This window comes from Acidimicrobiales bacterium (genome assembly GCA_036491125.1).
Taxonomy (GTDB): domain Bacteria; phylum Actinomycetota; class Acidimicrobiia; order Acidimicrobiales; family AC-9; genus AC-9.
This window is the reverse complement of sequence record DASXCO010000036.1, coordinates 1-23,991: the sequence shown is the minus strand read 5'-3', so window position 1 is coordinate 23,991 and position 23,991 is coordinate 1. Positions and strand designations below refer to the sequence as shown.

Below are 23,991 nucleotides of genomic sequence, written 5' to 3'. Positions count from 1 at the left end.
GATCCGGGGCCGCGACCTGATCACCGGTCTGCCGAAGACGATCGTGACCACTACCGAGGAGATCCGCCGAGCCATTGACGAGCCGATGGGATCGATCCTGGACGCCGTGAAGGTGACCCTGGACAAGACGCCGCCGGAGCTGGCCGCCGACATCATGGAGTCGGGCATCGTGATCACGGGTGGTGGCGCCATGCTCCACGGCCTCGACACCCGCTTACAGAGCGAGACCGGGATGCCGATCGTCGTGGCCAAGGATCCGCTGCACTCCGTTGCCATCGGGAGCGGCCAATGCCTCGAGGAGTTCGAGGCCCTGAAGCAGGTCCTGATCTCCTCCAGCTCGCGGTAGCGGGTGGCGTCGTGGCGCTGACCCGACGCTCGACCCGGCCCAGGTTCACACTGCTGTTGCTGGTGCTGGCGGCGGTGACGATCATCACTATCGCCTACCGCGGCCACGCCGACTCGGTGATCAACTCGATCAAGGGCGACGCCCTCGACGCGTTCGCTCCGGTGCAGTCCGCCGTCGGAGACGTCACCCGACCGATCGGCAACTTCTTCGACGGGGCCGCACACTATGGGTCGCTGCAGTCCGAGAACGCCCGCCTGCGGGCGGAGAACAGCCGCCTTCAGACCCAGGCCCTCCAGTCGGCCGATGCCCAATCCAGCTATCAGGCGCTGCTCAAGACCCTGAACCTGCCCTGGGCCCAGAACGTCCCCACTGTGCCGGCCGAGGTCGTGTCCAACTCCTCCTCCAACTTCGAGGCCAGCATCCAGCTCAACAAGGGCCGCGATGCCGGCATCGATACGGGGATGCCCGTGGTGTCGGGATCGGGCCTGGTGGGCAGGGTCGTGGTGGCGTCGAGAAGCCGCTCGACGGTCCTGCTCATCACGGACCCGACGTCCAACATCGGTGTGCGCTTCGGGCCCGCCGGCGATCTGGCCGTGGCCGCTGGCCAGGGAACGGGCTCGCCGGTGCGCGTTGACCTGATCCCGCCGCAGGTGCCGGTCGACAAGGGTGAGCTCATGCTCACGAGCGGCCTCCAGCAGAGCATCTATCCACCAGGCGTCCCCATCGGGACCGTGCTGACCAGCGGTGTGCCGCGAGGCTCGTTCCAGCAGGCAGTCACCCTCGCCCCGGTCGCCGACCTCGCCCACCTGCAGTTCGTCGCTGTCATGCAGTGGGCCCCCAAGTCGTGACCGCACTGCTTCGGGGGCGGGTAATCCTGCTGGTCGCGGTCGTCCTGACCATCCAAGAGGCGCTGCTGGCGGGCTTGAAGATCCGCGGCGCCCATCCTGACCTGCTGCTGCTGCTGCCGATCGCCTTCGGGCTCGTCGGTGGCTCCGAGCGGGGAGCGGCCATGGGTTTCGTGACGGGGCTGTTGGCCGACCTGTTCGTGGGCACACCCTTCGGCTTGTCGGCGCTCGTCTACACGTTGGTCGGCTTCGGCGTCGGCATGACCGAGAGCGACCGTGTCGGCGGAGGCTGGTGGATAACGCCGCTGATAGCGACATCGGCGAGCGCCGCCGGGGTGTTGCTCTTCGCCGGCCTCGGGGCCGCGGTGGGCGAGGGGCAGATGCTCCACGAGCATCTGGTCACCGTCACCATCGTGGTCGCCGTCGTCAACGGTCTCCTGGCGGCGCCGACCGCCCGGCTCGCCCGGTGGGCGATGGACCTCGGCCGGCCCGCCGGCAGCTGGTACACGCCGGTGCGGAGCGAGAGCCGATGAAGCCGGTCGGCTTCGGCGGGCGGGAGCGTGACTCGACCCGGCTCCGCCTGGGCCTCGTCGGCCTGGTCGTGGCCGGGCTCTTCGTCGCCATGTTCGTGCGCCTCTGGTACCTCCAGGTGCTCGATTCACCTCGGTTCCAGAGCGCCGCCATCAGCAACGGCGTGCGCAACGTCTACGACCCCGCGCCGCGCGGGCGGATCGTCGACCGCTACGGCCGGGTGCTCGTCGACAACTCCGTGACCCAGGCGATCACCCTGAGCCGGGATACGGCCAGGATCCATCCGGACGTTGTGGCCCGGTTGGCGGTCCTTCTCGGGCTGACCACGGCCCAGATCCAGCAGCAGCTCAACGATCCCAAGTACAGCCAGTTCAAGCCGGTGCCGGTGAAGGACAACGTCACCAACGACATCGCCATCTACATCAAAGAGCACCAGAGCGACTTTCCCGGTGTCGATGCCGAGTCGCTTCCCGATCGCTCCTATCCCTTCGGGTCGACGGCCGCCCAGGTCGCCGGCTACGTCTCTCCCATCAACTCCACCGAGCTGGCCGCGCACCAGGGCCAGGGGTACCAGCCCGGCGACCTGTACGGGCAGAGCGGCGTGGAATCGTCCGCCGAGCAGTGGCTGCGGGGTCAGCCCGGCACCACCCGCCTGCTGGTCAACGCTGGCGGCCAGGTCTCCGGGACCCTGAGCTCGACTCCGCCCGCACCCGGTCACGACGTGCAGCTGAGCATCGACCTCGGGCTCCAGCGTGAGGTCGAGAGCGCGCTCGGACAGGAGCTCGGGACATTGGGAGCCGCCACCGGAGTCGCGGTTGTCCTCGATCCGCGAGACGGCTCGGTGCTGGCCATGGCCTCGCTCCCGAGCTACAACCCCTCGGTCTGGGTGGGCGGCATCAGCTCGGCCGCCTACGCCAACCTGCAGAATCCCGCCGGCAACTACCCCCTGATCAACCGGGCCATCTCCGGCCTCTACACCCCCGGCTCGACGTTCAAGATGACCACGGCGACCGCCGCTCTCGACAGCGGGCTCATCTCCCCCGACACCACGGTGGACGACACGGGCAGCTACACGATCCCTGGCTGCACGACAGGGGCGTGCACCCTTGAGAGCGAGGGCGTGGGGCAGGTGAACATGGCCCAGGCGATCGCCGCCTCGTCGGACTACTACTTCTACAACCTGGGGGACGAGTTCTGGAACCAGCGGGCCAAGTACGGCGACAGCGCCATCCAGAACGTGGCCAACACTTACGGGCTCGGAGTGCCGACAGGGGTCGACCTTCCCGGAGAATCGGTCGGGCGAGTGGACAGCCCCGAGATCCGCCAGAAGCTCCACGCCGAGAACCCCAAGGCCTTCCCCAATGCCGGCTGGTACGCCGGAGACAGCGTGGAGATGGCTTTCGGTCAGGGTGGGACCGTCGTCACGCCGCTCCAGCTGCTCAACGCCTACGCCTCGTTTGCAAACGGAGGCACGGTGTACGACCCCCGTGTCGCGGCCGACGCCCTCGACGCCAATGGGAACCCGGTGAAGACGTTCTCGCCGGTGGTCGCCCGTCACGTCCCCCTGCCCCCCAGCACCCGCGATCCGATGCTGGCCGGGTTCGAGGGTGCCACCCAGCCGGGGGGGACGGCGGGGGCGACGTTCGCCGGCTTCCCCCAGAACGTCTTCCCGGTGGCGGGCAAGACGGGTACCGCCAGCCACGTCGGCCAGCAGCCGACCTCCTTGTTCATGTCCTTCGCCCCGGCCACCAACCCGCAGTACGCGGTGGGGGTCATCATGGACCAAGCCGGCTACGGAGCGTCCGCGGCCGCACCCGTGGTCCGAGCCATCTACGACTACCTCATGGCCAACCCGGTGAAGCCGAAGGCGAGCCCGGTCCCGGGCCCGTCAGCGCCCTCGCCGCCCCTCCCGCCCGTCATCCCGGTGGGGGCGCCAGGAGCGGCCCTGACGCCGTGAGGACGTGAGGCGACCCAGCGCCGGCAGGAGGAGCCCTCGATCCCGGGTGTCGAGGTCGGGCCTGGGGTGCTGGCTACACTCGGGATGCAGATGACCTCACTCTGGCCTCGGATAGAGCCGCTCCTGGCCAAGGTGGGCAAGCCGGCTCGCTACATCGGCTGCGAGGACGGAGCCCAGCGACCGGTCCACGAGGCCGGCATCACGTCGTGGCTCCTCGTCTACCCCGACGCCTATGAGATCGGGCTGCCCAACCAGGGTCTGCAGATCCTCTACGAGATACTCAACGAGCGGCCTGATGCCGTGGCCGAACGCGCCTACGCCCCCTGGGTCGACATGGAGGCCCTCATGCGGGCGGGCTCGGTCCCCCTGTTCTCGGTCGACACCCACCGCCCCGGTGGCGACTTCGATCTGCTCGCCTTCAACCTGTCCGCCGAGCTCGTCTACACCAACGTGCTCAACTGCATCGACCTGGCGGGGGTCCCGGTGCGAGCCGCGGAGCGCGGCCCCGACGACCCGCTCGTGGCGGCCGGCGGACACTGCGCCTTCAATCCGGAGCCCTTGGCGGACTTCGTCGACCTGTTCGTGATCGGTGACGGCGAGGAGGTCGTCAGCGACATCACCGAGGTCGTGCGGGAGTGGAAGGCCAGCGGCCGAACACCCGGTTCCCGCCCGCAGGTGTTGCGAGCCCTGTCCAAGGTGCCCGGCGTGTACGTGCCGTCGATGTACGAGGTCGCCTACGAGAGCGGGCGGTTGGTGGCGGTGACCCCGCGGTACCCCGATGTGCCCGAGCGGGTGGAGAAGCGGACGATCTCCGACCTGGCGGCCTGGCCCTATCCCAAGCGGCAGCTGGTCCCGCTCACCGAGGTGGTCCACGACCGTCTCAACGTCGAGATCTTCCGCGGCTGCACGCGAGGGTGCCGGTTCTGCCAGGCGGGGATGATCACCCGACCGGTCCGCGAACGGCCCGCACCGCAGGTGCGGCAGATGGTGAGTGACGGGCTCGCCCGCACCGGCTACGACGAGGTCAGCCTCACCTCGCTGTCGAGCGCGGACTACTCCGGCATCGAATCGGTCGTCGGTGACGTGATCAACGATCCCATGTGCTCGGGCCAAGTCTCGGTGAGCCTGCCCAGCCTGCGTGTCGATGCGTTCACGGTTGGTGTCGCGACCGAGATCCAGAAGGTCCGCCGCACCGGCCTCACCTTCGCACCCGAAGGTGGGACCTGGCGCATGCGCCAGGTGATCAACAAGCTCATCCGCGAGGAAGACCTCTACGGAGCGATGGAGTCCACCTTCTCGCAGGGCTGGCAGCGGGTGAAGCTGTACTTCCTCATCGGACTGCCCACCGAGACCGACGAGGACGTGCTCGGGATCGCCGAGCTGGCCCGCAACTGCGTCGCCATCGGCCGTCGTCACGCCCGAAACGTGACCGTCACCGCGTCGGTTGGTGGCTTCGTGCCCAAGCCGCAGACGCCGTTCCAATGGTTCGGCCAGACGAGCACGGCCGAGCTGCAGCGCCGGATCCGGCTGTTGCGCGACGCCACCCGGCGTGACCGTGGGCTGAACCTGCGATGGCACGATCCCGAGGCGACCCTCGTCGAGGGCATCGCCAGCAGGGGCGATCGGCGCCTCGGGCCGGTGATCGAGGACGTGTGGCGCCGGGGTGGGACGTTCCAGGAGTGGTCCGAGCACTTTCGCCTGCCGCTGTGGGAGGAGGCGATGGCGGCCCACGGGCTGTCCATCGACGACTACGTGCATCGTCATCGCCATCCCGACGAGCTCCTGCCATGGGAGCACATCTCCGCCGGGCTGCATCGCGACTTCCTTTGGCAGGACTGGGAAGACGCTCTGGCAGAAGCTGGCGTCGAGGACTGTCGGTGGACGCCCTGTTACGACTGCGGTGCCTGCACCGGCTACGGCATCGAGCACGTGGTGGCCTCGCCCGTGCCCCCCGCCGGCGGGAGCCAGGGGACCGGCCAGGATCTCACCACCGGCGGTGCGGTCCCGGTCACCCTCCTGCCGGGCCGGGAGGCCGTCTCGGTCGGCCGGGGCGGCCCGAGCGAGACGGGGAGGATCCGGCGATGAGGCTACGGATCCGCTTCGCCAAGACGGGGAAGGTCCGGTGGACGAGCCACCGTGACGTCGCCCGCATGTGGGAGCGGGCCCTGCGCCGGGTCCGGCTGCCCGTCGCCTACACCGAGGGGTTCTCACCCCGACCCCGGCTCAGCTTCGGGCTGGCCCTGCCCACCGGGCACGAGTCGGTCGCCGAGTACCTCGACGTCGAGCTGGCCGGCCAGGAGGGCCGACCCGATGACCTCGCCACCCTGCCGGCGGCGCTCGGCGAGGCGTTGCCCGACGGGGTCGACGTGGTGGCGACCGCCGTGCTCGACGGGCGGGTCCCGTCACTCCAGCACGATGTCACCTCCTGCACCTGGGAGGTCGAGGTCGTCGGGGCGGGTCCGGCACGCCTGGCCGGCCTGGTGGAGGACGCGCTGAGGGCCAGCCAGTTGCTCGTCACCCGGGAACGCAAGGGCCGCCAGGTCACCGATGACCTGCGACCGGCGATCGTCTCCCTCGGCGTGCTCGAGGGCCTGCAGGTGGGCACCCTGCTGGACACCGAGCTCGCCACTCACCCCCGCGGGGTCCGTCCGCACGAGCTTCTCCAGGCCCTCGGGCCTGGACTCGAGCTGGGCCGGGTCCGCAGGACTCACCAATGGATCGAGCGCGACGGCGCCCGGTGGGAGCCACTCCCACCCGGTGCGACGCACGCGCCGCACGCCTGGGAGCGTGCGTCATGAGAAGGGACGTTCTTGATGCCCGACCCGTCCACGGGCCGGTCCGACCGCGGTCCGGCCCCGGAACACGACCAGCCCTCCGAGGGGCCCTCGAATCCAGGGCCCGCCGAGGACCGCGCTGAGCCGAAGTCGACCGACTCTGGCTCCTCCAGCACCCGACCAGCCGATGACGCCGATGACGACGCCCGTTCCCGCCCTCGGCGGCGGGGGTCCCGGGGGGGTCGGGGTCGCTCGACTCGCCGTTCCGTAGCCGGCGACGAGGCCGCGGCAGCCGGCCCGGGAGGCCGGCCAGATGACACAGCTGGCCCGGGAGGCCAGCCAGACGGGCCAGCCGGCGACGAGGCGGCGGCAGCCGACTCGCCGGCCGCGGCCGAGGAGACCGCCCCGGGCAACCGGGCAGGCCCGGGTCACCAGCCCGGGGCCGCCGAGCCTGCAGCCACCGACGCGGGGCCTCGCGCTCGCGGCGGCCCCCCGAGGCCGAAGATCGGGGACACCCGGCCGGCCCCGCCGCCGGCCCGGAGCAGGCCTCCCGGGGGTCGGCAGACGTCGCGAGGCGGTGGCGGTCGGAGGCGAAGCGGAGCCCCGCTCGAGGGCTCAGACACCGACGCCAGCTCAGGGGCCGCGCCCGAGCCGGGCGGCGAGCAGCGGACCAGGCGGCGGCGCAGCGGGCGAGGCCGGGCGCCGGCGGCGGAGCCCACGGCAAGGGCGGGCCCCGAGGTCGTCGAGACCAGCGCGGCCGTTGCCGGCGACGGACCGGAACCCGAGCGTCAGCCTGGGGGCCGGAGCCGCGGTCGGGAGCGAAACGGCCGCCCCGTCGGCCGCTATCTCATGTGCGTGCACGTGCGGCCCAACGCCACCCAGGTGGCCGTGCTCGAGGGTCGCTCCCTCATCGAGCACTACCTGTCGCGGCCGCAGGACGACGAGACGCTGATCGACGGGAACATCTACCTCGGGCGCGTGCAGAACGTGCTACCGGGGATGGAGGCGGCTTTCGTCGACATCGGGACGCCCAAGAACGCAGTGCTGTACCGGGGTGACGTCCGCTACGACCCCGAGGACGTGCTGGAAGGCGGCAAGCGGGCTGACGCCCGGATCGAGCAGCTGCTCCGCCCCGGCCAGCACATCCTCTGTCAGGTCACCAAGAACCCGATCGGGACCAAGGGAGCGCGCCTCACCCAGGAGGTGTCGCTTCCCGGACGGTTCGTCGTGCTCGTTCCGAACAGCGATACGTACGGGATCTCGAGGCGGCTCGACGATGACGAGCGCAAACGCCTGCGGCGGATCCTCGACGAGGTGCGGCCCGCCGGCCACGGGCTGATCGTGCGCACGGCTGCCGAGGGATCCTCGGCCGCCGAGCTCGGTCGAGACGTGGCCCGGCTGGTGGCCGAGTGGCAGGGGATCGAGGCCCAGGCGAAGGGGATGACGGTTCCCTCACTGCTCTACCGCGAGCCCGACACCGCTGTACGGGTGATCCGCGAGGAGTTCAACCGCCAGTACCGCGGCGTGGTGATCGACGACCCCGATCTCTACGACGAGGTCCGGGACTACGTGGCCAGCATCAGCCCGGAGCTGACCGACCGGGTCGAGCTCTACGACACCGAGGCCGAGGCGCTGCCGCTCTTCGAGCGTCATCACATCCACGAGCAGCTCCACAAGGCCCTCGATCGCAAGGTGTGGCTCCCCTCGGGTGGCTCGATCATCATCGAGCGCACAGAAGCCCTGACCGTCATCGACGTCAACACGGGCAAGAACGTCGGCACCTCGAACCTGGAAGAGACCGTCTACCGCAACAACCTCGAGGCCGCCGAGGAGATCGCCCGCCAGCTGCGGCTGCGGGACATCGGGGGCATCATCGTCATCGACTTCATCGACATGGAGGTCCGGGCGAACCGGGCCGAGGTGGCACGGGTCTTCCGGGAAGCGCTCGCCCGTGACAAGACCCGGACCCAGGTCTCTGACGTCTCCGACCTCGGACTGGTGGAGATGACCCGCAAGCGGGTCTCTGAGGGGCTGGTCGAGTCGTTCACCCAGCAATGCCCCACGTGCAACGGGCGGGGGATCGTCTTCGACGAATCGCTGCTGTGAGGCCGCAGGGGGCGTCCTTGCTACTCTCTGGTGCCATGTACGCAGTGATCGCCACAGGCGGCAAGCAGGCGCGCGTGACCGAGGGCGAGCGGGTCCTGGTCGAGCGCCTGGGGCTGGACGTGGGGGACGAGGTCTCCTTCACACCCGTCCTGGTGGTCGACGGCGAGACCGTGCTGGCCGGGCCCGACGCCCTGGCCGGCGCTTCGGTCGAGGCCCGGGTCCTCGGGGAGGAGAAGGGGCCCAAGGTGAACGGGTTCACCTACAAGCCCAAGACGAACAACCGACGGCGTTGGGGTCACCGCCAGCGTTACACCACGATCGAGATCACCGGCATCAGCGGGCCGTCGGGGGCGACGGCCAGGCGCCGGGCATAGGAGAAGAAGATGTCCAAGACCAAGGGTGGAGGCTCGACCAGGAACGGCCGGGACTCCGCGGCCCAGCGGCTCGGCGTGAAGATCTTCGACGGCACGCTGGTGAAGCCGGGGTCGATCATCGTCCGCCAGCGAGGGACCCGGTTCCATCCCGGTCTGAACGTCGGCCGGGGTGATGATGACACCTTGTTCGCGACCGCCCGAGGGACCGTGAAGTTCGGCACCCGGAAGGGCCGCAAGCTCGTCGACATCCTGCCCGACCAGGGCTAGACGGCCGCCGCGCTCCGCCGGGGCCCGTGCAGGGCTCGCCGGTAGTCTCGGAAATATGTCCGGGTTCGTCGACGAGGCCCAGCTTCACGTCAAGGGGGGTAACGGGGGAGCTGGCGCGGTCTCGTTCCGGCGAGAGGCCCACGTGAGCAGAGGCGGCCCCGACGGTGGCAACGGCGGTGGCGGCGGCAACGTGTGGCTGGCCGCGACCACCGATGTGGCATCCCTGCTGGCGTTCCGGGACCACCCTCATCGTCGTGCCGCCGACGGAACACACGGCGGGGGCAAGAAGCGCCACGGTCGCGCCGGGGCGGACACCACCGTAGGGGTTCCCGAGGGGACGGTGGTACGGACGCTCGCCGGCGACGCCGTGGCCGACCTGGCGACCGTCGGTGAGCGGTGGCTGGCGGCTCGGGGGGGAGGGGGCGGGCGCGGCAACGCCAGCTTCCTGTCCAACCGGCGGCGAGCCCCTTCGTTCGCGGAGCAGGGAGAGGTCGGCGAGGAGCGGTGGCTCGATCTCGAGCTCAAGCTCATGGCCGACGTCGCCCTGGTCGGCTTCCCGAACGCCGGCAAGAGCACACTCATCTCGCGCATCTCGGCCGCCCGGCCCAAGATCGCCGACTACCCCTTCACGACCCTCGAGCCCCACCTCGGTGTGGTGCGAACGGGCTCGTCGACCGATCAGACCGACCTGGTCGTCGCCGACATCCCGGGCCTCGTGGCGGGAGCGAGTGCGGGCAGGGGTCTCGGTCATCGCTTCCTCCGCCACGTCGAGCGGGCGCGCGTGCTGGTGGTGCTCCTCGACCTGGCGCCGATGGACGGCGTCCCGGCGGAGGAGCAGGAGCGCGTCCTCCTCGAGGAGCTCGGCCGCTACCGGCCCGAGCTGGTCGACCGGCCCCGACTGGTCGTGGGCTCCAAGGTCGACCTCCTGGGCCCCGACGCCGAGGGTCCATCTCCCGATGGACAGCCCGGCCCGCCCGGCCAGCCGCAGACGCGCATCTCGGCCGTGACCGGCGCCGGTCTGGCACCATTCCTCGGACAGCTGGCGGACCTGGTGAACAAAGCCCGCGCTGCCCACGCGCCGCTCCAGACCATTGTCGTGCACCGTCCGGAACCCGAAGGCGTCGACGTCGAGCGCGCCGACGACGGGGGCTTCGTCGTGCGGGGCCGCCCGGCCGAGCGGGCCGTGGCCGTGAGCGATCTCACCGACGTCCAGGCGCTCGACCACGTCCAGCGCCGTCTGCATCGACTCGGGGTCGACCGGGCGCTCGCCCGCGCCGGTGCCCGCGAAGGGGACGTGGTGCACGTGGGTGGCTTCACGTTCACGTACGAGCCGGACCGTTGAGCGAGCACGGCCGGCGGCGGGGTCCGGGTCCCCGCCTCGTCGGAGGAGGGCGGGGATGGGGCCCCGCCCGGGGCGGCGAAGCCGCCGGGACACAGCCGTGATCGTGGTAGCCAAGATCGGGTCGTCCTCGGTGACCGACACGGGAGGCCGGGTCGACGGGACCGCCGTCACCAAGCTGTGCGCCGAGGTCGCCGACGTCCGGGCGGCCGGCCACCAGGTCGTGGTGGTCAGCTCCGGCGCCATCGCCGCGGGCCGACCGGCCCTGGGCATCCGGGACGTTCGTCGGTCGGAAGCTCGGGCCACCGATCTGGCGACCCTCCAGGCCATCTCGGCGGTCGGCCAGAGCCGCCTCATGCGGGTCTACGACGACCTGCTGGCCACCCACGGGCTGGTCGGCGGTCAGGTGCTGCTGGCCCCACTGGATTTCGTGCACCGTCAGCAGTACCTCCACGCCCGTCAGACGCTCACCCGCCTGCTCGAGCTGGGCGTGGTCCCTGTGGTGAACGAGAACGACGCCATCGCGGATGACGAGATCCGCTTCGGGGACAACGACCGCCTGGCCGCGCTCACGGCCCACCTGGTGCGCGCCGATGTCCTCGTCCTGCTCACCGACGCTCCCGGTCTGCTGACAGCCGATCCTCGCCTCGACTCGGAAGCCTCGCTGATCCAGGAGGTGGTCGAGGTGGACAGGGAGCTGGAGCGCATGGCAGGGGGCGCGGGCAGCGAGCGGGGGAGCGGCGGGATGGCCTCGAAGCTGGCGGCGGCAAAGATCGCCGTGTGGTCCGGGATCCGGGTGGTCATCGCCGCCGCCGATCGGCCCGCCGTGCTCGCCGACGCGGTGACGGGCCGACCGGGCGTGGGAACCGTCGTCCGGGCTCGTGATCGTCGGCTCCCCGCCCGCAAGCTGTGGATCGCCTTCGCCGTGGACGCGGCCGGCACCATCATGGTCGACGAGGGAGCCCGCCGGGCCCTCACCGAGCGGGGCACCTCGTTGCTTCCCGCCGGCGTCGTGGCGGTGAAGGGGAGCTTCGAGGCCGACGACGCGGTGGAGGTCACCACCGCGGCCGGAGAGGTCTTCGCCAAGGGACTGGCCCGGATGCCGAGCCGCCGCCTCACCGAGTGGCGGGGACGGCGAACCGACGAGCTCCCCGACGACCTGCCTCACGAGGTCGTGCATCGCGACGACCTCGTGCTGCTGGCGTAGGCGTCGCGCCGGGTGCTGCATCGCCGCCCTGGGTTGGCCCCGGGGCCGGTACGGTCCGACGACCCGCAACCCGGTCCGCGACGTCGTCCACCTGGACCGCTACGGCAGCCAGCCTTGGCGGCGCTGGCCACTCGAGACTGCCCTACTTCGAGCTCTCACCCGGAGGGTTGGCCGGGGTCGGGGCCTCCGGCTTCTGCCCCGGCGCGCCGGCGCTGGCATCGTCGGTCTGCTCGGCGGCGGCCCCGGCGCCCAGCGCTCCGCTGCTCCCGCTCTCGAGGCCGGCCGGCGGACTGGCCGGGGCCAGGCCGAGCTGCTCGCGGATCTGGTCCAGGCGCGTGTCGGCCTCGGTGTTGATCTGGGCCTGCTCGACCTCGAGCATGCGACCCTCCACCGATTGGGACCCGAGCTCGGATGCGCCCAGGGCCCTGGCGTACCGGGCCTCGATCTTGTCCCGGACCTCGCCGAGGGTGGGGACGTCCTGGCCCACCGATGCCGACAGCGTCGTCATCGCCCGGTTCATCTGCTCCTGCATCTTGGCTTGATCGAGCTGTGACAGGAGCTTCTGGCGCTCCGTGAGCTTGGTCTGGAGCGCCGCCGAGTTCTGCACCACGGCCTGCTTGGCCTGCTCGGCCGCCTGGGCCGACTGGAGGTGCAGGGTCTTCAGGGAGTCGACCTCCCGCTCGGTCGCGACGAGCCGGTTGGCGAAGGCCTGGGCCGCCTGGGTGAGCTCGCCCGCCCTGGCCGTGTCCCCCTTCTTGGTGGCGTCGTCGGCCATCAGCACCGCCTGACGAGCCGAGTTGTTGATCTTGCCCAGCTCCTCCATCGACCGGTTGAGCCGCATCTCGGTCTGCTTCTGATTGGCGATGACGTTGGCCGCCTGCTCCGTCAGCCGGCGGTGCTGCTGCTGGGCGTCGCCGATCGCCTGCTCGAGCTGGATCTTGGGGTCCGCCTTCTCGTTGAACCTGCTGTTCAGTCGGGCGCTCCAGTAGCGGCCCCACCGGGTGATCAGATTGGCCATGGACCCGATGCTACGCCTTCGGTGCTGGTTGCCGGGCTCTGCGCCCTGTCAGGCGGCCGGGCGCCACATCGGCCACACCAGGGGCCCGCCGGGTAGCCGGATCTCCCCGGTCACCTTGAAGCCGTGACGGCTGTAGAAGGCGATGTTGGCCTCCTTGGACGACTCCAGATAGGCGGGCATCCCCTTCTGGTCGCAGTGCTCGAGGATCGGGGTCATCAAGGTGGAGCCGACCCCCTGCCCCTGGTGGACGGGGTCTGTGCCCAGCACGGCCAGGTACCAGTGCAGCTCCTGGGGGTGGCTGGCCTCGACGAGGTTGAGCCCCCGTGAGGCGAGGGCGAGGCGAGTTCCGAACAGGCGGATGAAGTCGGGCAGCATTCGCAGCTGGCCACGCACCCCGAGGCGCCACTTGCCGGGCGGCTCCCACAGGGCCCCTCCCGCCACGTCGCCGGTCGTGTACACCTCCCCGTGAGGCAGCACCATCTTGGTCAGGTGGGCGGAGAAGAACCGGGGCAGGGTCAGCCTCCGCCTGGACGGGTCGGGGAAGAGCCAGGCCATGACAGGATCGTCATCGAAGGCGCGGGCCAGGGCGCCGGCCAGCGCCGCCACGTCCGCACGGTCCGCTTTCCTGATAGCCGGCGTGCTCACGCCCAAAGTATGGCTGTATCGGCGGCGGTTTCGCCGCCCCGAGCCGGACCCCATTTCCTCGCTCTGCCGGTTTTCGGCAAGGAGAGGGCGGCGGGGACCCCAACCCCACCGCCGGCCTGATCGCTAGACCGAGCGGTCAAGAGCCCGCAATCGTCAGGTTAGGCTGGGCGCAGTGGCGTCGACCCGCTCCACCTCCAGTCCCCCTTCGCTCGCCGACCTGGGCCGTCGCGCCCTGCGAGCGTCCCAGGAGCTGGCTGGGGCCAGCACCGGGGCCAAGGACGCCGCCCTGGCCGCCGCCGCTGACCTGATCATCCGGGGCGCGGACGACCTGATGGCTGCCAACGCCGAGGACGTGGCCCGGGCGGAGCGATCGGAGACCACCCCGACAGTCGTCGACCGGCTTCGGCTCAACCCGGCGCGGGTCGAGGCGATGGCGGAGGGACTGCGCCAGGTGGCCGCCCTGCCCGACCCCGTGGGCGAGGTCGTGGAGGGCTGGGTCCGGCCCAACGGACTGCGGGTCAGCCGGGTCCGGGTCCCGCTCGGCGTGGTCGGCATCATCTACGAGAACCGGCCCAACGTCACCAGCGACGCGGCCGGGCTCTGCCTCAAGTCTGGGAACGCCGCCTTCCTGCGGGGCTCGTCGGCCGCGATCCGGTCCAATCAGGCGATCGCGGGCTTCCTCAGAGAGGGCATCGCCAAGGCCGGGCTCCCGCCGGATGCCGTGGTCCTGGTCGAGGATGGGAGCAGGGAGTCCGCTCGGGAGTTCATGCAGCTGCGGGGGATGATCGACTGCCTGGTCCCGCGTGGCGGGCGCTCCCTGGTGGCCTCGGTGCTCGAGCACGCCACCGTGCCCTACATCATCGACGGCGACGGCAATTGCCACGTCTACGTGGACGCCCGCGCCGACCTCGAAACTGCCCTGGCCATCGTGGTCAACGCCAAGACCCAGCGGCCGAGCGTCTGCAACGCGGCCGAGTCCCTGCTCGTGCACCGGGACGTGGCCGAGTCGTTCCTGCCCAAGGCCCAACGGGCATTGGACGGGGTCGAGATGGTGGGCGACGAGCGGGCGGTGCGGATCCTCCCCGGCATCAAGCAAGCGACCGAGGACGACTTCGCCACCGAGTTCCTCGACCTCAAGCTGAGCGTCGCCGTGGTCGATTCGCTTGACCGCGCAATCGACCACATTCGCCGCTACGGCTCGGGTCACTCGGAGGCCATTGTCACCGAGGACCTGGGGGCGGCGACCCGCTTCACCCGGGAGGTGGACGCGGCCGCTGTCCTGGTGAACGCCTCGACCCGCTTCGTCGACGGCGGCGAGCTGGGCCTCGGGGCAGAGATCGGCATCAGCACCCAGAAGCTGCACGCCCGCGGACCGATGGGTCTCCGCGAGCTGACCACCGTCAAGTACGTGATCCAGGGAGAAGGGCAGGTACGAACGTGACATCGATGGGGCCGCGCTTCGAGTCGGTGCCCGCTGTGCGCGAGGGCCTTGCGAGCGTCTCGTACCTCGCCGACGAGGGGATCGCCGGGGTCGTGTACCTCGCCGACCGGCTGGGCAAGCCCGTGCTCATCGAGGGCCCGGCCGGAGTGGGCAAGACCGAGCTGGCCAAGAGCGTCGCCGCGATGACGCAGAGCCGGCTCATCCGTCTGCAGTGCTACGAGGGTCTGGACGAGTCGAAGGCCCTCTACGAGTGGAACTACAAGAAGCAGCTCCTGCGCATCCAGGCCCAGCGGGTGGTCGAGTCCGGCGACGGCGCGACGGCCTCGAGCGCCCCGAGCGGATCGTGGAGTGACCTGGAGGAGGACATCTTCAGCGAGGACTTCCTCCTGACCAGGCCCCTCCTCGAGGCCATCCGGGCCACCGACCCGGTCGTGCTGCTGGTCGACGAGGTCGACCGGGTCGAGGTGGAGACCGAGGCCCTGCTGCTCGAGGTCCTGTCCGACTACCAGGTCTCCATTCCCGAGCTCGGCACGGTGGCCGCGACGCAGCTGCCACTGGTCTTCCTCACCTCGAACAACACACGCGAGCTCTCCGAGGCGCTCAAGCGGCGCTGCCTCTACCTTCACATCGACTACCCCGAGCTCGAGCGGGAGAAGGCGATCGTGATGACCCGGGTGCCGGAGATTTCCGATCACCTGGCCGACCAGATCGTGCGCATCGTGCGCTCGCTGCGCAGCCTCGAGCTCAAGAAGCACCCATCGGTGTCCGAGACGCTGGACTGGGCCAGGACGTTGGTGCTCCTCGGAGCCGAATCGATCGGCGCCGAGCAGGCCCAGGACACGCTGCACATCCTCCTCAAGTACCGCACCGACATCGAGAAGGCGACCAAGGAGCTCTCGGTCGCCGAGGGCGCCTGACCGCGGCGACGTGCTCGATCTTCTCGCCGGGTTCATCTCCGAGCTCCGGGCAGCTGGCCTGCCCGTCTCGCTGACCGAGAACCTGGACGCTACCGAGGCGGTGCGCCACATCCCGCTGGAGGATCGCGAGGCCTTCAAGTACGCGCTGGGTGCGACTCTCGTGAAGAGCAACTCGCACTGGAAAGCGTTCGAGACCGTCTTCGAGGTGTACTTCTCGCTGCGAGGTCCCCAGTGGGACATCCAAGCCGAGGACGGCGACGGCAACGGGGACGGCCGTCGCGTCCCAGGAGAGGATCGATCGCTCGCACGCGGTGGGGCGATGGACGCCATGAGCCCCGAGCAGCTGGCCGAGCTGCTCTACCGGGCCCTCATGGACGCCGACGACGCGGTGCTGTCCGCGGTGGCCCGCCAGGCCGTCACGCGGTTCTCGGGCATGGAGCCGGGTCGACCCGTGGGCGGGACGTATTACCTCTACCGCACCCTGCGAAAGCTCGACCTCGATGCCGTCCTCGCCCGTTTGATGGAAGGGGCCCAGGAGGCGTCCGGGGGGCTGACGCCGCTGGAGCAGCGGCTCGCCAAGGACGAGTACGAGTCGCGTATCGACCGCCTCCGCAAGGAGGTGGAGGCCGAGATCCGCCGCAGGCTGGTTGCCGACCGTGGCGCCCAGGCGGTGGCGAAGACCCTCCGCAAGCCGCTGCCGGAGGACGTCGACTTCATGCACGCGTCGCGCGACGAGATGATGGCCCTTCGTCGCGCCATCCACCCGCTCACGAGAAAGCTGGCGGTGCGACTGGCCCGCAAACGGCGCCACGGGCGCAAGGGGCCGCTCGACTTCCGCAACACAATGCGTCACTCGCTGTCCTACGGCGGGGTGCCGGCGGAGCCCAAGTTCCGCTACCCGCGACCGGCGAAGCCCGAGATCTTCGTCATCGCAGACATCTCCGGGTCGGTCGCCGCCTTCGCCCGCTTCACGCTGCAGCTCACCCACGCCATCAGTTCCCAGTTCTCGAAGGTCCGTAGCTTCGTCTTCATCGACGGCATCGACGAGGTCACCCGCTTCTTCGAGGGAGCCGAGGACATCACCGAGGCGGTGCATCGGGTGAACACCGAGGCCGACGTGGTCTGGGTCGACGGCCACTCCGACTACGGGCACGCCCTCGAGACATTCTGGGAACGGTGGGGTCGGGAGATCTCCCCAAAGACCAGCGTGATCCTGCTGGGGGACGCCCGCAACAACTATCACGCCTCCCAGTCGTGGGTGCTGAAAGAGGTTCGTCGCCGGGCCCGGCACGTCTACTGGCTCGATCCCGAGCCCCGCTCCTACTGGGACACCGGTGACTCGATCCTCTCCGAGTACGCCGCCCACTGCGACGGCACGTTCGAGTGCCGCAACCTGCGCCAACTCGAGCACTTCGTCGAGGAGCTCGATTGACGGCTCCCGAGCCGTCCACCCATCTGGTGCTCGTCCGCCACGGCGAGGCCAACTGCAACGCCGAGGGAATCGTCGGGGGCCATCTCGGCTGCACCGGCCTCTCCGCGCTGGGCGTGGCCCAGGCCGAGGCCTTGCGGGCCCGCTGGGAGGAGACCGGCGAGATGCGTCGGGCCGATGCCCTCTACGCCAGCGTGCTGCCCAGGGCGATCCAGACGGCCGAGATCATCGCGCCGGCGCTCGGCCATCTCGACCTCACGACCGACTGTGACCTGTGCGAGCTGCACCCCGGTGAGTGCGACGGGATGACGTGGGAGGAGTTCTCTCACCTCTACCCGAGGCCGGACTTCCGCCTCGACCCCGACCGCCCGCTGTCGCCCGGCGGCGAGAGCTGGTCGGGACTCCTCCGACGCGTCGACAGGACCCTGCGGGCGCTGGCGGAGCGCCACGATGGCGAGACCGTCGTCGTCGCCTGCCACGGCGGCGTGGTCAACGCCTCGCTGGTGGCCTTCCTCGGTCTGGCCCACGGCGGCACCGGCCTCGACCTCCGCACCCGCAACGCGTCCATCACCGAGTGGGAGCGCGAGGACGGGAGATGGCGGCTCCTCCGTTACAACGACAGCGCCCACCTGGCAACCGTCGCCGCGCTCGACTGAGCAAGTCGCCGCAGCGCCGGTCTGGGACCCCTCAGGCGGGACCGAGGATCATCCCCGCCCCGGCCGTGGCGTTGGTCGTCTCGTCGACCAGGATGAAGCTGCCGGTCGCCCGGTCGCGCCGATAGTCGTCGAACATGAGCGGGGCCGTGACCCGCAGGTGGAGCCGGCCCATCTCGTTGAGCCCCAACCCGCTGCACTGCTCGTCGCGATGCAGGGTGTTGATGTCGAGCCGATAGCGGAGCTCTTTCACCACCGCCCGGACCGAGCGCGTCGTGTGCTTCAGCGCATAGCGCCCGTTCGGCTGGAGCGGGCGATCGGTCAACCAGCACACCATCGCCTCGATGTCCTGGCCGACCACGGGCTGGTTGTGGGGACGGCAGAGCATGTCGCCCCGTGAGATGTCGATGTCATCCTCGAGCCGCACCGTGACCGACATGGGTGGGAACGCCTCGTCGACGGGCCCGTCGTAGGTGTCGATGGCCGCGACCTTCGAGGTGAGACCCGACGGCTGCACCACGACCTCATCGCCAACGCGCAGCACACCGGCGGCCAGCTGCCCCGCGTAGCCGCGGTAGTCGTGATGGGCGTCGTTGTGTGGCCGGATGACGTATTGGACGGGGAACCGCACGTCGACAAGGTTGCGGTCAGAGGCGATGTGCACCTCTTCCAGGTGGTGCAACAGCGGAGTCCCCTGGTACCAGGCCATGTTGGCCGACCGCTCGACGACGTTGTCGCCGTGAAGGGCACAGGCGGGGATGAACACGATGTCGGTGACGTCGAAGCGACTGGCGAAGCGGCGAAAGTCGTCCTTGATGGTGTCGAACGCCTTCTGGTCCCAGTCGACCAGGTCCATCTTGTTGATGCACACGACCATGTGCGGGATGCGCAGGAGGTTGGCCACGACGGCGTGGCGGCGGCTCTGCTCGGTGAGGCCCTTGCGGGCGTCGACGAGAATGAGCGCCAGCTCGGCCGTCGAGGCACCCGTGACCATGTTGCGGGTGTACTGCACATGCCCCGGAGTGTCGGCGATGATGAACTTGCGCCGGGGTGTGGCGAAATAGCGGTAGGCGACGTCGATCGTGATGCCCTGTTCCCGCTCGGCGCGCAGCCCGTCGGTCAGCAGGGCCAGGTTGACGTAGTCGAAGCCCCACTGCGTGCTCGTGCGCTCGACAGCCTCGATCTGATCCTCGAACAGCGACTTGGCGTCGTACAGCAGGCGTCCGATCAGGGTGCTCTTGCCGTCGTCGACGGAACCTGCGGTCGTCAGGCGCAGGAGATCGGCACGCATGTCAGAAGTACCCCTCGCGCTTGCGATCCTCCATGGCCGCCTCGGAGACGCGGTCATCCGCCCTGGTGGCACCCCGCTCGGTGAGCCTGGTGGCGGCCACCTCGGTGACGATGTCGGCCACCGTGGTGGCGGTGGACTCCACGGCGCCGGTGCAGGTCATGTCGCCCACGGTCCGGTAGCGGACCATCGCCTCGAAAGATTCCTCACCCGGAAGGAGCTGGACGTAGGGTCCGGTGGCGAGCAGCATCCCATCGCGGGGGAACACCGTCCGGCGGTGGGCGAAGTAGATCGGCGGCACCTCGAGGTGCTCGCGCTCGATGTACTGCCAGATGTCGAGCTCGGTCCAGTTGGACAGCGGGAAGACCCGGATGTGCTCGCCCTGGCGAATGCGCGAGTTGTACAGCGACCACAGCTCGGGGCGCTGGTTCTTGGGATCCCACTGTCCGAACTCGTCGCGGACCGAGAAGACACGCTCCTTGGCCCTGGCCTTCTCCTCGTCGCGCCGGGCTCCCCCGAAGCAGGCGTCGTAGCCCCCCTCGGCGATGGCGTCGAGGAGCGTGACCGTCTGGGCCCGGTTGCGCGACGCCCTCGGTCCTTCCTCTTCGGCGACCCGTCCCTGATCGATCGAGTCCTGCACCGAAGCCACCAAGAGGCGTTCGCCCAGCTCGGCGATACGTCGGTCGCGGAACTCCAGGACCTCGTCGAAGTTGTGCCCCGTGTCGACGTGCATGACGGGGAAGGGGAAGCGACCGGGCCGAAAGGCCTTCTCGGCCAGACGCAGGAGCACGATCGAGTCCTTGCCCCCGCTGAACAGCAGCACGGGGCGCTCCAGCTCGGCCGCCACCTCACGGAAGATGAACACGGCCTCGGCCTCCAGGGCGTCGAGGTTGGACAGCTCGTAGGCGGGAGCCAGGGACACTGGAGGGAAAGTTTAGTTCTCTGGTCGGGATTTCCTGCCCGGGATCCCGAATTGCCTCGCCGGGACGGCCTGGCTGGGGCTCAGGACCGCAGCAGCTCGGCCACCCGATAGGCGAGATCCAGGGACTGGCGAGCGTTCAGGCGGGGATCGCAAGTGGTTGTGTAGCGCAGGTCGAGGTGGTCTTCCAGGACCTCCTCGGCGCCGCCCAGGCATTCGGTCACGTCGTCGCCGGTCAGCTCCACATGGACGCCGCCCGGCCACGTGCCCTGGGCCCGGTGGGCGGCAAAGAACCCCTGGATCTCGGCCAGAACGTCGTCGAAGCGGCGGGTCTTGCGGCCCCCGTCGCTGAGGAAGGTGTTCCCGTGCATGGGATCGCAGACCCACACGACGGGGTGGCCAGCCTCGGCGACCGCCTGCAGCAGCGGGGGCAGCGTCCGCTCGACGTTGGCCGCACCCAGGCGGGTGATGAGGGTGAGACGGCCGGGCTGGCGCTCGGGGTCGAGACGCTCGCACACGTCGAGGACGTCGCCAACGGTGGAGCTGGGGCCGATCTTGACGCCGATCGGGTTGTGGAGCCCTGACAAGAACTCGACGTGAGCGCCGTCGGGCTGCCGGGTGCGGTCGCCCACCCAGAGCATGTGGGCCGAGCAGTCGTACCAGTCCCCGGTCAGCGAGTCCTCCCGGGTGAGGGCTTCTTCGTAGCCGAGGAGCAGCGCCTCGTGGCAGGTCCAGAACTCGACCTGGTGGAGGGTGGCTTCCGCCTCGAGATCGATGCCGCAGGCCCGCATGAACCGCAGGGCCCGGTCGATCTCGCCGGCCACGGCCTCGTAGCGACGGCCCTGGGCGCTGGACGCCACGAACTGCTGGTTCCAGGTATGGACCTGGGAGAGGTCGGCGAAGCCGCCCTTGGTGAAGGCCCGCAGGAGGTTGAGCGTGGTCGCCGACTGGTGGTAGGCGGCGACCATGCGGCCGGGGTCGGCTGCTCTCGCCTCGGGGTTGGGCGCCTCGTCGTTCACGATGTGGCCCCGGAAGGACGGGAGCTCCACCCCGTCCACGTCCTCGGTCGGCAGTGAGCGGGGTTTGGCGAACTGCCCGGCCATGCGGCCCACCTTGACCACCGGTACACCGGAGCCGTAGGTGAGGACAACCGCCATCTGGAGGATGATCTTGAGCTTGTCGCGGATGGAGTCGGCGTTGAGGTCGGCGAACGACTCGGCACAGTCGCCGGCCTGGAGCACGAAGGCCTCGCCCCGTGCCGCCTGGGCCAGGGCCTGGGTGAGCCGCCGGGCCTCGCCCGCAAATACCAGCGGCGGGAGCGTGGACAGGTGCTTGAGGACGCCGTCCGCCTCGGTCTCGTCGGGCCACGGTGGCTGCTGGGCGGCGGGCCGCTCCCGCCAGCTCCGCGGGTGCCAGTGCACGGGGGTCACCACCCCAGACTGACCGAGGACGGCCCCGTTGGCAAAGCGTTGAGCAGGCTGAACTAGCCTCCCGGGCGTGCATCCCTTCCGCTTTGGAGTGCAGGCCAGCCGGGCGGCGAGCGGCCCGGCCTGGCGGGACCTGGCCCGTCGGGTGGAGGAGCTCGGGTACTCGACCCTGTACGTCCCCGACCACCTGGGTGACCAGTGGGGCCCCCTGGTCGCCCTGACCGTGGCCGCCGAGGCCACCGAGCGCCTCCGGGTGGGCTCGCTGGTGTTCGGCAACGACTACCGCCACCCGCTGTTTCTCGCCAAGGAGATGGCCACCCTCGACCTGGTGAGTGAGGGGCGCACCGAGTTCGGCATCGGGGCGGGCTGGATGCGCAGCGACTACGACGAGGCCGGCCTTTCGTACGACCGTCCGGGGCGGCGGGTGGACCGGCTGCAGGAGGCGGTCGCCATCATCAAGGGGGTCTGGTCCGAGGGCAAGGTCAGCGTGGCCGGCGAGCACTACCAGATCGCCGACGCCACGGGTGCGCCCCCGCCACGGTCCAACCCCCATCCGCCCATCGTCATCGGTGGGGGAAGCCCCCGGGTGCTCGCCCTGGCGGCCAGGGAGGCCGACATCGTGGGGATCAATCCGAGCCTGGCCGCCGGGTACGTCGGCCCCGAGGTGGCGGCCACGGCGACGGCCGCCCATTATCGCCAGCGGGTGTCGTGGGTCCGGGAGGCGGCCGGGAAGCGCTTCGACGAGCTCGAGCTGCAGATGCTGTCCTTCGCCGTCCAGGTGGTCCCGAACGGCCGGGAGCTGCTGGAGTCCATGGCCCCCGCGTTCGGCCTGAGCACCGAGGAGATCCTGGAGGTCCCGATCGCGCTGGTCGGCACCGTGGACGAGATCTGCGAGACGATCGTGCGCCGGCGCGAGGAGTACGGCTTCAGCTACTGGGTCGTCCACGATGGCGACATCGACGCCTTCGCTCCGGTCGTGGCCAGGTTGGCCGGCACCTAGTCTTGCCGGCGACGCCGCCCAGAGAACGGCCCAGAGAACGGCTCGGCGTCTTCGGGGGGACGTTCGACCCCGTCCACGTCGGCCATCTCGTGGCTGCGGTCAACGCCCGTCATGCCCTCGACCTCGATCTGGTGCTCCTCGTTGTCGCCAACCAGCCCTGGCAGAAGCACGCCCGCACCGTGACGCCCGCCCCCGACCGCTATGCCGTGGTCGAGGCGGCGGTGACCAGCGTGGACGGGATCGAGGCGAGCCCCCTGGAGGTCCAGCGCGGTGGGCTCTCCTACACAGCTGACACGCTGGACGAGCTGGCCGTACGCCATCCCGAAGCCGAGCTGTTCCTCGTCATCGGGGCCGATGTGGCCGACGACCTGGACAGCTGGGAGCGGATGGAGGCTGTGCGCGACCGGGTGACGCTGGTCGTCGTCAACCGCCCCGGAGTCCGGCCGACCAAGCCGCTGACGGGATGGGAGATGGTCAGCGTGGAGATCCCGGGCATCGACATCTCCAGCACCGACCTGCGCGCCCGTGCCGTGGACGGCCGCCCGCTGGACTTTCTCGTACCGGAACCCGCGGTCCGCCTCATCCGCAAGCGCGGTCTGTACGCTGGCGGTAGGTGAGCACGATCGAGATGCCGAGCGGACTCGGGGGACGGGTCGGTGACGACCGGGCCCGGTCATTGGCGGTCGTGGCCGCTCGCGCCGCGGCCGACAAGAAGGGCGAGTCGACCGTCGTCCTGGAGATGGGTCCGCTCCTGTCGGTCACCGACGCCTTCGTCATCACCAGCGGCGGCAACCCTCGCCAGGTCCGCACCATCGCCGACGAGGTCGAGGAGCAGGTCAAGGCGGCCGGCGCCGGGGGTCCCCATCGGGTGGAGGGCCTCGACGACGCCCGCTGGATCCTGCTCGACTACGGCGACGTGGTGGTGCACGTCTTCCTCGAGGAAGCCCGGCGGTACTACGACCTCGAGCGGCTGTGGGCCGACGCGCCCCGTCTGGCCTGGCAGAACGGCCGGGAGACGGATCAGCGACCCAGCGACGGGAAGTCGGAGCGCCCGAGCGGACCCTGAGTCAGAGTGCCGTCGCCGGCGGGCACTTCGACGGGCCGGCCGGCCAGGGTGAACTGCACCTTGGTGACGCCGGGCACTGAGGTGGCGGTGAAGACAAGCTGGGCCACGGCCAGGATCTGCTCCTCGCCCCCCACCTGTCCGAACGCGCCGCCCAGGTCCACGGTGCCCACCCCGAGGCCCACGGGGCCGGCCGACACCGAGGTCTGTACGGTGATGGCGGTGCGCAGCCCGTCGGCCACCTCGGTGTCGGTGGGCCCGTCCAGGAGGGCGCTCAGCGCCTCGGGCAGGGTGGCCGGGACCCGCACGCCTCTGCTCACCGGCACCAGCCCCGTGATCCCCACCATGTAGACGTTGATCGGCACGCGGGCGCCCGGCGCGCCCGGCGTGGCGATCGTCGTGGACGGTGCCAACAGGTCGAAGGGAATGTCCTTGCGGTTGATGG

Annotated in this window: 24 protein-coding genes; 18 read left to right on the top strand and 6 right to left on the bottom strand. The window is 70.2% G+C overall.

Translation table 11 applies throughout. The features are described 5' to 3' along the window. The 11 genes from VGF64_03015 to proB all read left to right on the top strand — a co-directional run. Window positions 1-346, top strand: a 346-nt coding sequence (locus tag VGF64_03015; GenBank protein ID HEY1633703.1) for a rod shape-determining protein, incomplete at its 5' end; no start/stop codon positions are given. An 11-nt stretch (window positions 347-357) separates the two neighbouring features. Next, window positions 358-1,194 (top strand): rod shape-determining protein MreC, encoded by an 837-nt coding sequence (gene mreC / locus VGF64_03010; GenBank protein HEY1633702.1) that lies wholly within the window; start codon window positions 358-360, stop codon window positions 1,192-1,194. After that, window positions 1,191-1,724, top strand: a complete 534-nt coding sequence (gene mreD, locus VGF64_03005) for a rod shape-determining protein MreD (GenBank protein ID HEY1633701.1) — start codon at window positions 1,191-1,193, stop codon at window positions 1,722-1,724. The genes mreC and mreD overlap by 4 nt, the downstream gene beginning before the upstream one ends. Continuing rightward, entirely contained in the window at window positions 1,721-3,679 is a 1,959-nt protein-coding gene (mrdA, locus tag VGF64_03000; GenBank protein ID HEY1633700.1) for a penicillin-binding protein 2, read from the top strand. Before mreD ends, mrdA begins: the two co-directional genes overlap by 4 nt. Before the next feature lie 90 nt (window positions 3,680-3,769). Further along, window positions 3,770-5,764 (top strand): TIGR03960 family B12-binding radical SAM protein, encoded by a 1,995-nt coding sequence (locus VGF64_02995; GenBank protein ID HEY1633699.1) that lies wholly within the window; start codon window positions 3,770-3,772, stop codon window positions 5,762-5,764. Next, complete coding sequence (locus VGF64_02990) at window positions 5,761-6,477, top strand: TIGR03936 family radical SAM-associated protein (GenBank protein ID HEY1633698.1); 717 nt, start codon at window positions 5,761-5,763, stop codon at window positions 6,475-6,477. The genes VGF64_02995 and VGF64_02990 overlap by 4 nt, the downstream gene beginning before the upstream one ends. Window positions 6,478-7,308: 831 nt before the next feature. Next, window positions 7,309-8,559: an Rne/Rng family ribonuclease gene (locus VGF64_02985; protein ID HEY1633697.1), complete on the top strand. Its 1,251-nt coding sequence runs from the start codon at window positions 7,309-7,311 to the stop codon at window positions 8,557-8,559. Between the two features lie 35 nt (window positions 8,560-8,594). Next, window positions 8,595-8,933 carry a 50S ribosomal protein L21 gene (gene rplU, locus VGF64_02980; GenBank protein HEY1633696.1) on the top strand — a complete coding sequence of 113 codons (339 nt, stop codon included), beginning with the start codon at window positions 8,595-8,597 and terminating at the stop codon, window positions 8,931-8,933. A gap of 9 nt (window positions 8,934-8,942) precedes the next feature. Then, a complete protein-coding gene (gene rpmA, locus VGF64_02975) occupies window positions 8,943-9,200 on the top strand; it encodes a 50S ribosomal protein L27 (protein ID HEY1633695.1) in 258 nt (85 codons plus the stop codon). A gap of 55 nt (window positions 9,201-9,255) precedes the next feature. Further along, window positions 9,256-10,542, top strand: coding sequence for a GTPase ObgE (gene obgE, locus VGF64_02970; protein ID HEY1633694.1), 1,287 nt, complete (start codon window positions 9,256-9,258; stop codon window positions 10,540-10,542). A 55-nt stretch (window positions 10,543-10,597) separates the two neighbouring features. Beyond that, window positions 10,598-11,746 (top strand): glutamate 5-kinase, encoded by a 1,149-nt coding sequence (gene proB, locus VGF64_02965; GenBank protein ID HEY1633693.1) that lies wholly within the window; start codon window positions 10,598-10,600, stop codon window positions 11,744-11,746. 142 nt (window positions 11,747-11,888) lie between these two features. On the opposite strand, the gene VGF64_02960 is transcribed toward proB, so the two are convergent. Continuing rightward, a complete protein-coding gene (locus VGF64_02960) occupies window positions 11,889-12,764 on the bottom strand; it encodes a PspA/IM30 family protein (protein HEY1633692.1) in 876 nt (291 codons plus the stop codon). Between the two features lie 48 nt (window positions 12,765-12,812). Further along, a complete protein-coding gene (locus tag VGF64_02955; protein HEY1633691.1) occupies window positions 12,813-13,409 on the bottom strand; it encodes a GNAT family N-acetyltransferase in 597 nt (198 codons plus the stop codon). A 172-nt stretch (window positions 13,410-13,581) separates the two neighbouring features. Between VGF64_02955 and VGF64_02950 the strand changes: the two genes are divergently transcribed. The 4 genes from VGF64_02950 to VGF64_02935 are packed head-to-tail and all read left to right on the top strand — an operon-like array spanning window position 13,582 to window position 17,852. Continuing rightward, the gene (locus VGF64_02950; GenBank protein HEY1633690.1) at window positions 13,582-14,850 is read left to right on the top strand and encodes a glutamate-5-semialdehyde dehydrogenase; all 1,269 of its coding nucleotides are present in this window, start codon (window positions 13,582-13,584) and stop codon (window positions 14,848-14,850) included. A gap of 5 nt (window positions 14,851-14,855) precedes the next feature. Further along, window positions 14,856-15,767 (top strand): MoxR family ATPase, encoded by a 912-nt coding sequence (locus VGF64_02945; GenBank protein ID HEY1633689.1) that lies wholly within the window; start codon window positions 14,856-14,858, stop codon window positions 15,765-15,767. Between the two features lie 10 nt (window positions 15,768-15,777). Continuing rightward, on the top strand, window positions 15,778-17,199 hold the full coding sequence (locus tag VGF64_02940) for a VWA domain-containing protein (protein HEY1633688.1): 1,422 nt from the start codon (window positions 15,778-15,780) through the stop codon (window positions 17,197-17,199). Then, window positions 17,196-17,852 (top strand): histidine phosphatase family protein, encoded by a 657-nt coding sequence (locus VGF64_02935; GenBank protein HEY1633687.1) that lies wholly within the window; start codon window positions 17,196-17,198, stop codon window positions 17,850-17,852. Before VGF64_02940 ends, VGF64_02935 begins: the two co-directional genes overlap by 4 nt. Before the next feature lie 31 nt (window positions 17,853-17,883). Here the strand turns inward: VGF64_02935 and VGF64_02930 are convergent, their stop codons facing one another. The 3 genes from VGF64_02930 to VGF64_02920 all read right to left on the bottom strand — a co-directional run bounded on the left by VGF64_02930 (window position 17,884) and on the right by VGF64_02920 (window position 21,477). Continuing rightward, window positions 17,884-19,140: a GTP-binding protein gene (locus VGF64_02930; GenBank protein ID HEY1633686.1), complete on the bottom strand. Its 1,257-nt coding sequence runs from the start codon at window positions 19,138-19,140 to the stop codon at window positions 17,884-17,886. A 1-nt stretch (window position 19,141) separates the two neighbouring features. Continuing rightward, entirely contained in the window at window positions 19,142-20,059 is a 918-nt protein-coding gene (gene cysD, locus VGF64_02925) for a sulfate adenylyltransferase subunit CysD (GenBank protein ID HEY1633685.1), read from the bottom strand. Window positions 20,060-20,139: 80 nt separating this feature from the next. Further along, the gene (locus VGF64_02920) at window positions 20,140-21,477 is read right to left on the bottom strand and encodes a 3-deoxy-7-phosphoheptulonate synthase class II (protein HEY1633684.1); all 1,338 of its coding nucleotides are present in this window, start codon (window positions 21,475-21,477) and stop codon (window positions 20,140-20,142) included. Window positions 21,478-21,553: 76 nt separating this feature from the next. Between VGF64_02920 and VGF64_02915 the strand changes: the two genes are divergently transcribed. The 3 genes from VGF64_02915 to rsfS are packed head-to-tail and all read left to right on the top strand — an operon-like array spanning window position 21,554 to window position 23,549. After that, a complete protein-coding gene (locus VGF64_02915; GenBank protein HEY1633683.1) occupies window positions 21,554-22,483 on the top strand; it encodes a TIGR03621 family F420-dependent LLM class oxidoreductase in 930 nt (309 codons plus the stop codon). Window positions 22,484-22,485: 2 nt separating this feature from the next. Then, window positions 22,486-23,100: a nicotinate-nucleotide adenylyltransferase gene (gene nadD, locus VGF64_02910; GenBank protein ID HEY1633682.1), complete on the top strand. Its 615-nt coding sequence runs from the start codon at window positions 22,486-22,488 to the stop codon at window positions 23,098-23,100. Then, window positions 23,097-23,549, top strand: coding sequence for a ribosome silencing factor (gene rsfS, locus VGF64_02905; GenBank protein HEY1633681.1), 453 nt, complete (start codon window positions 23,097-23,099; stop codon window positions 23,547-23,549). The genes nadD and rsfS overlap by 4 nt, the downstream gene beginning before the upstream one ends. Here the strand turns inward: rsfS and VGF64_02900 are convergent. Beyond that, on the bottom strand, window positions 23,504-23,991 hold a 488-nt coding region (locus VGF64_02900; GenBank protein ID HEY1633680.1), incomplete at its 5' end, for a GerMN domain-containing protein. The genes rsfS and VGF64_02900 overlap by 46 nt on opposite strands.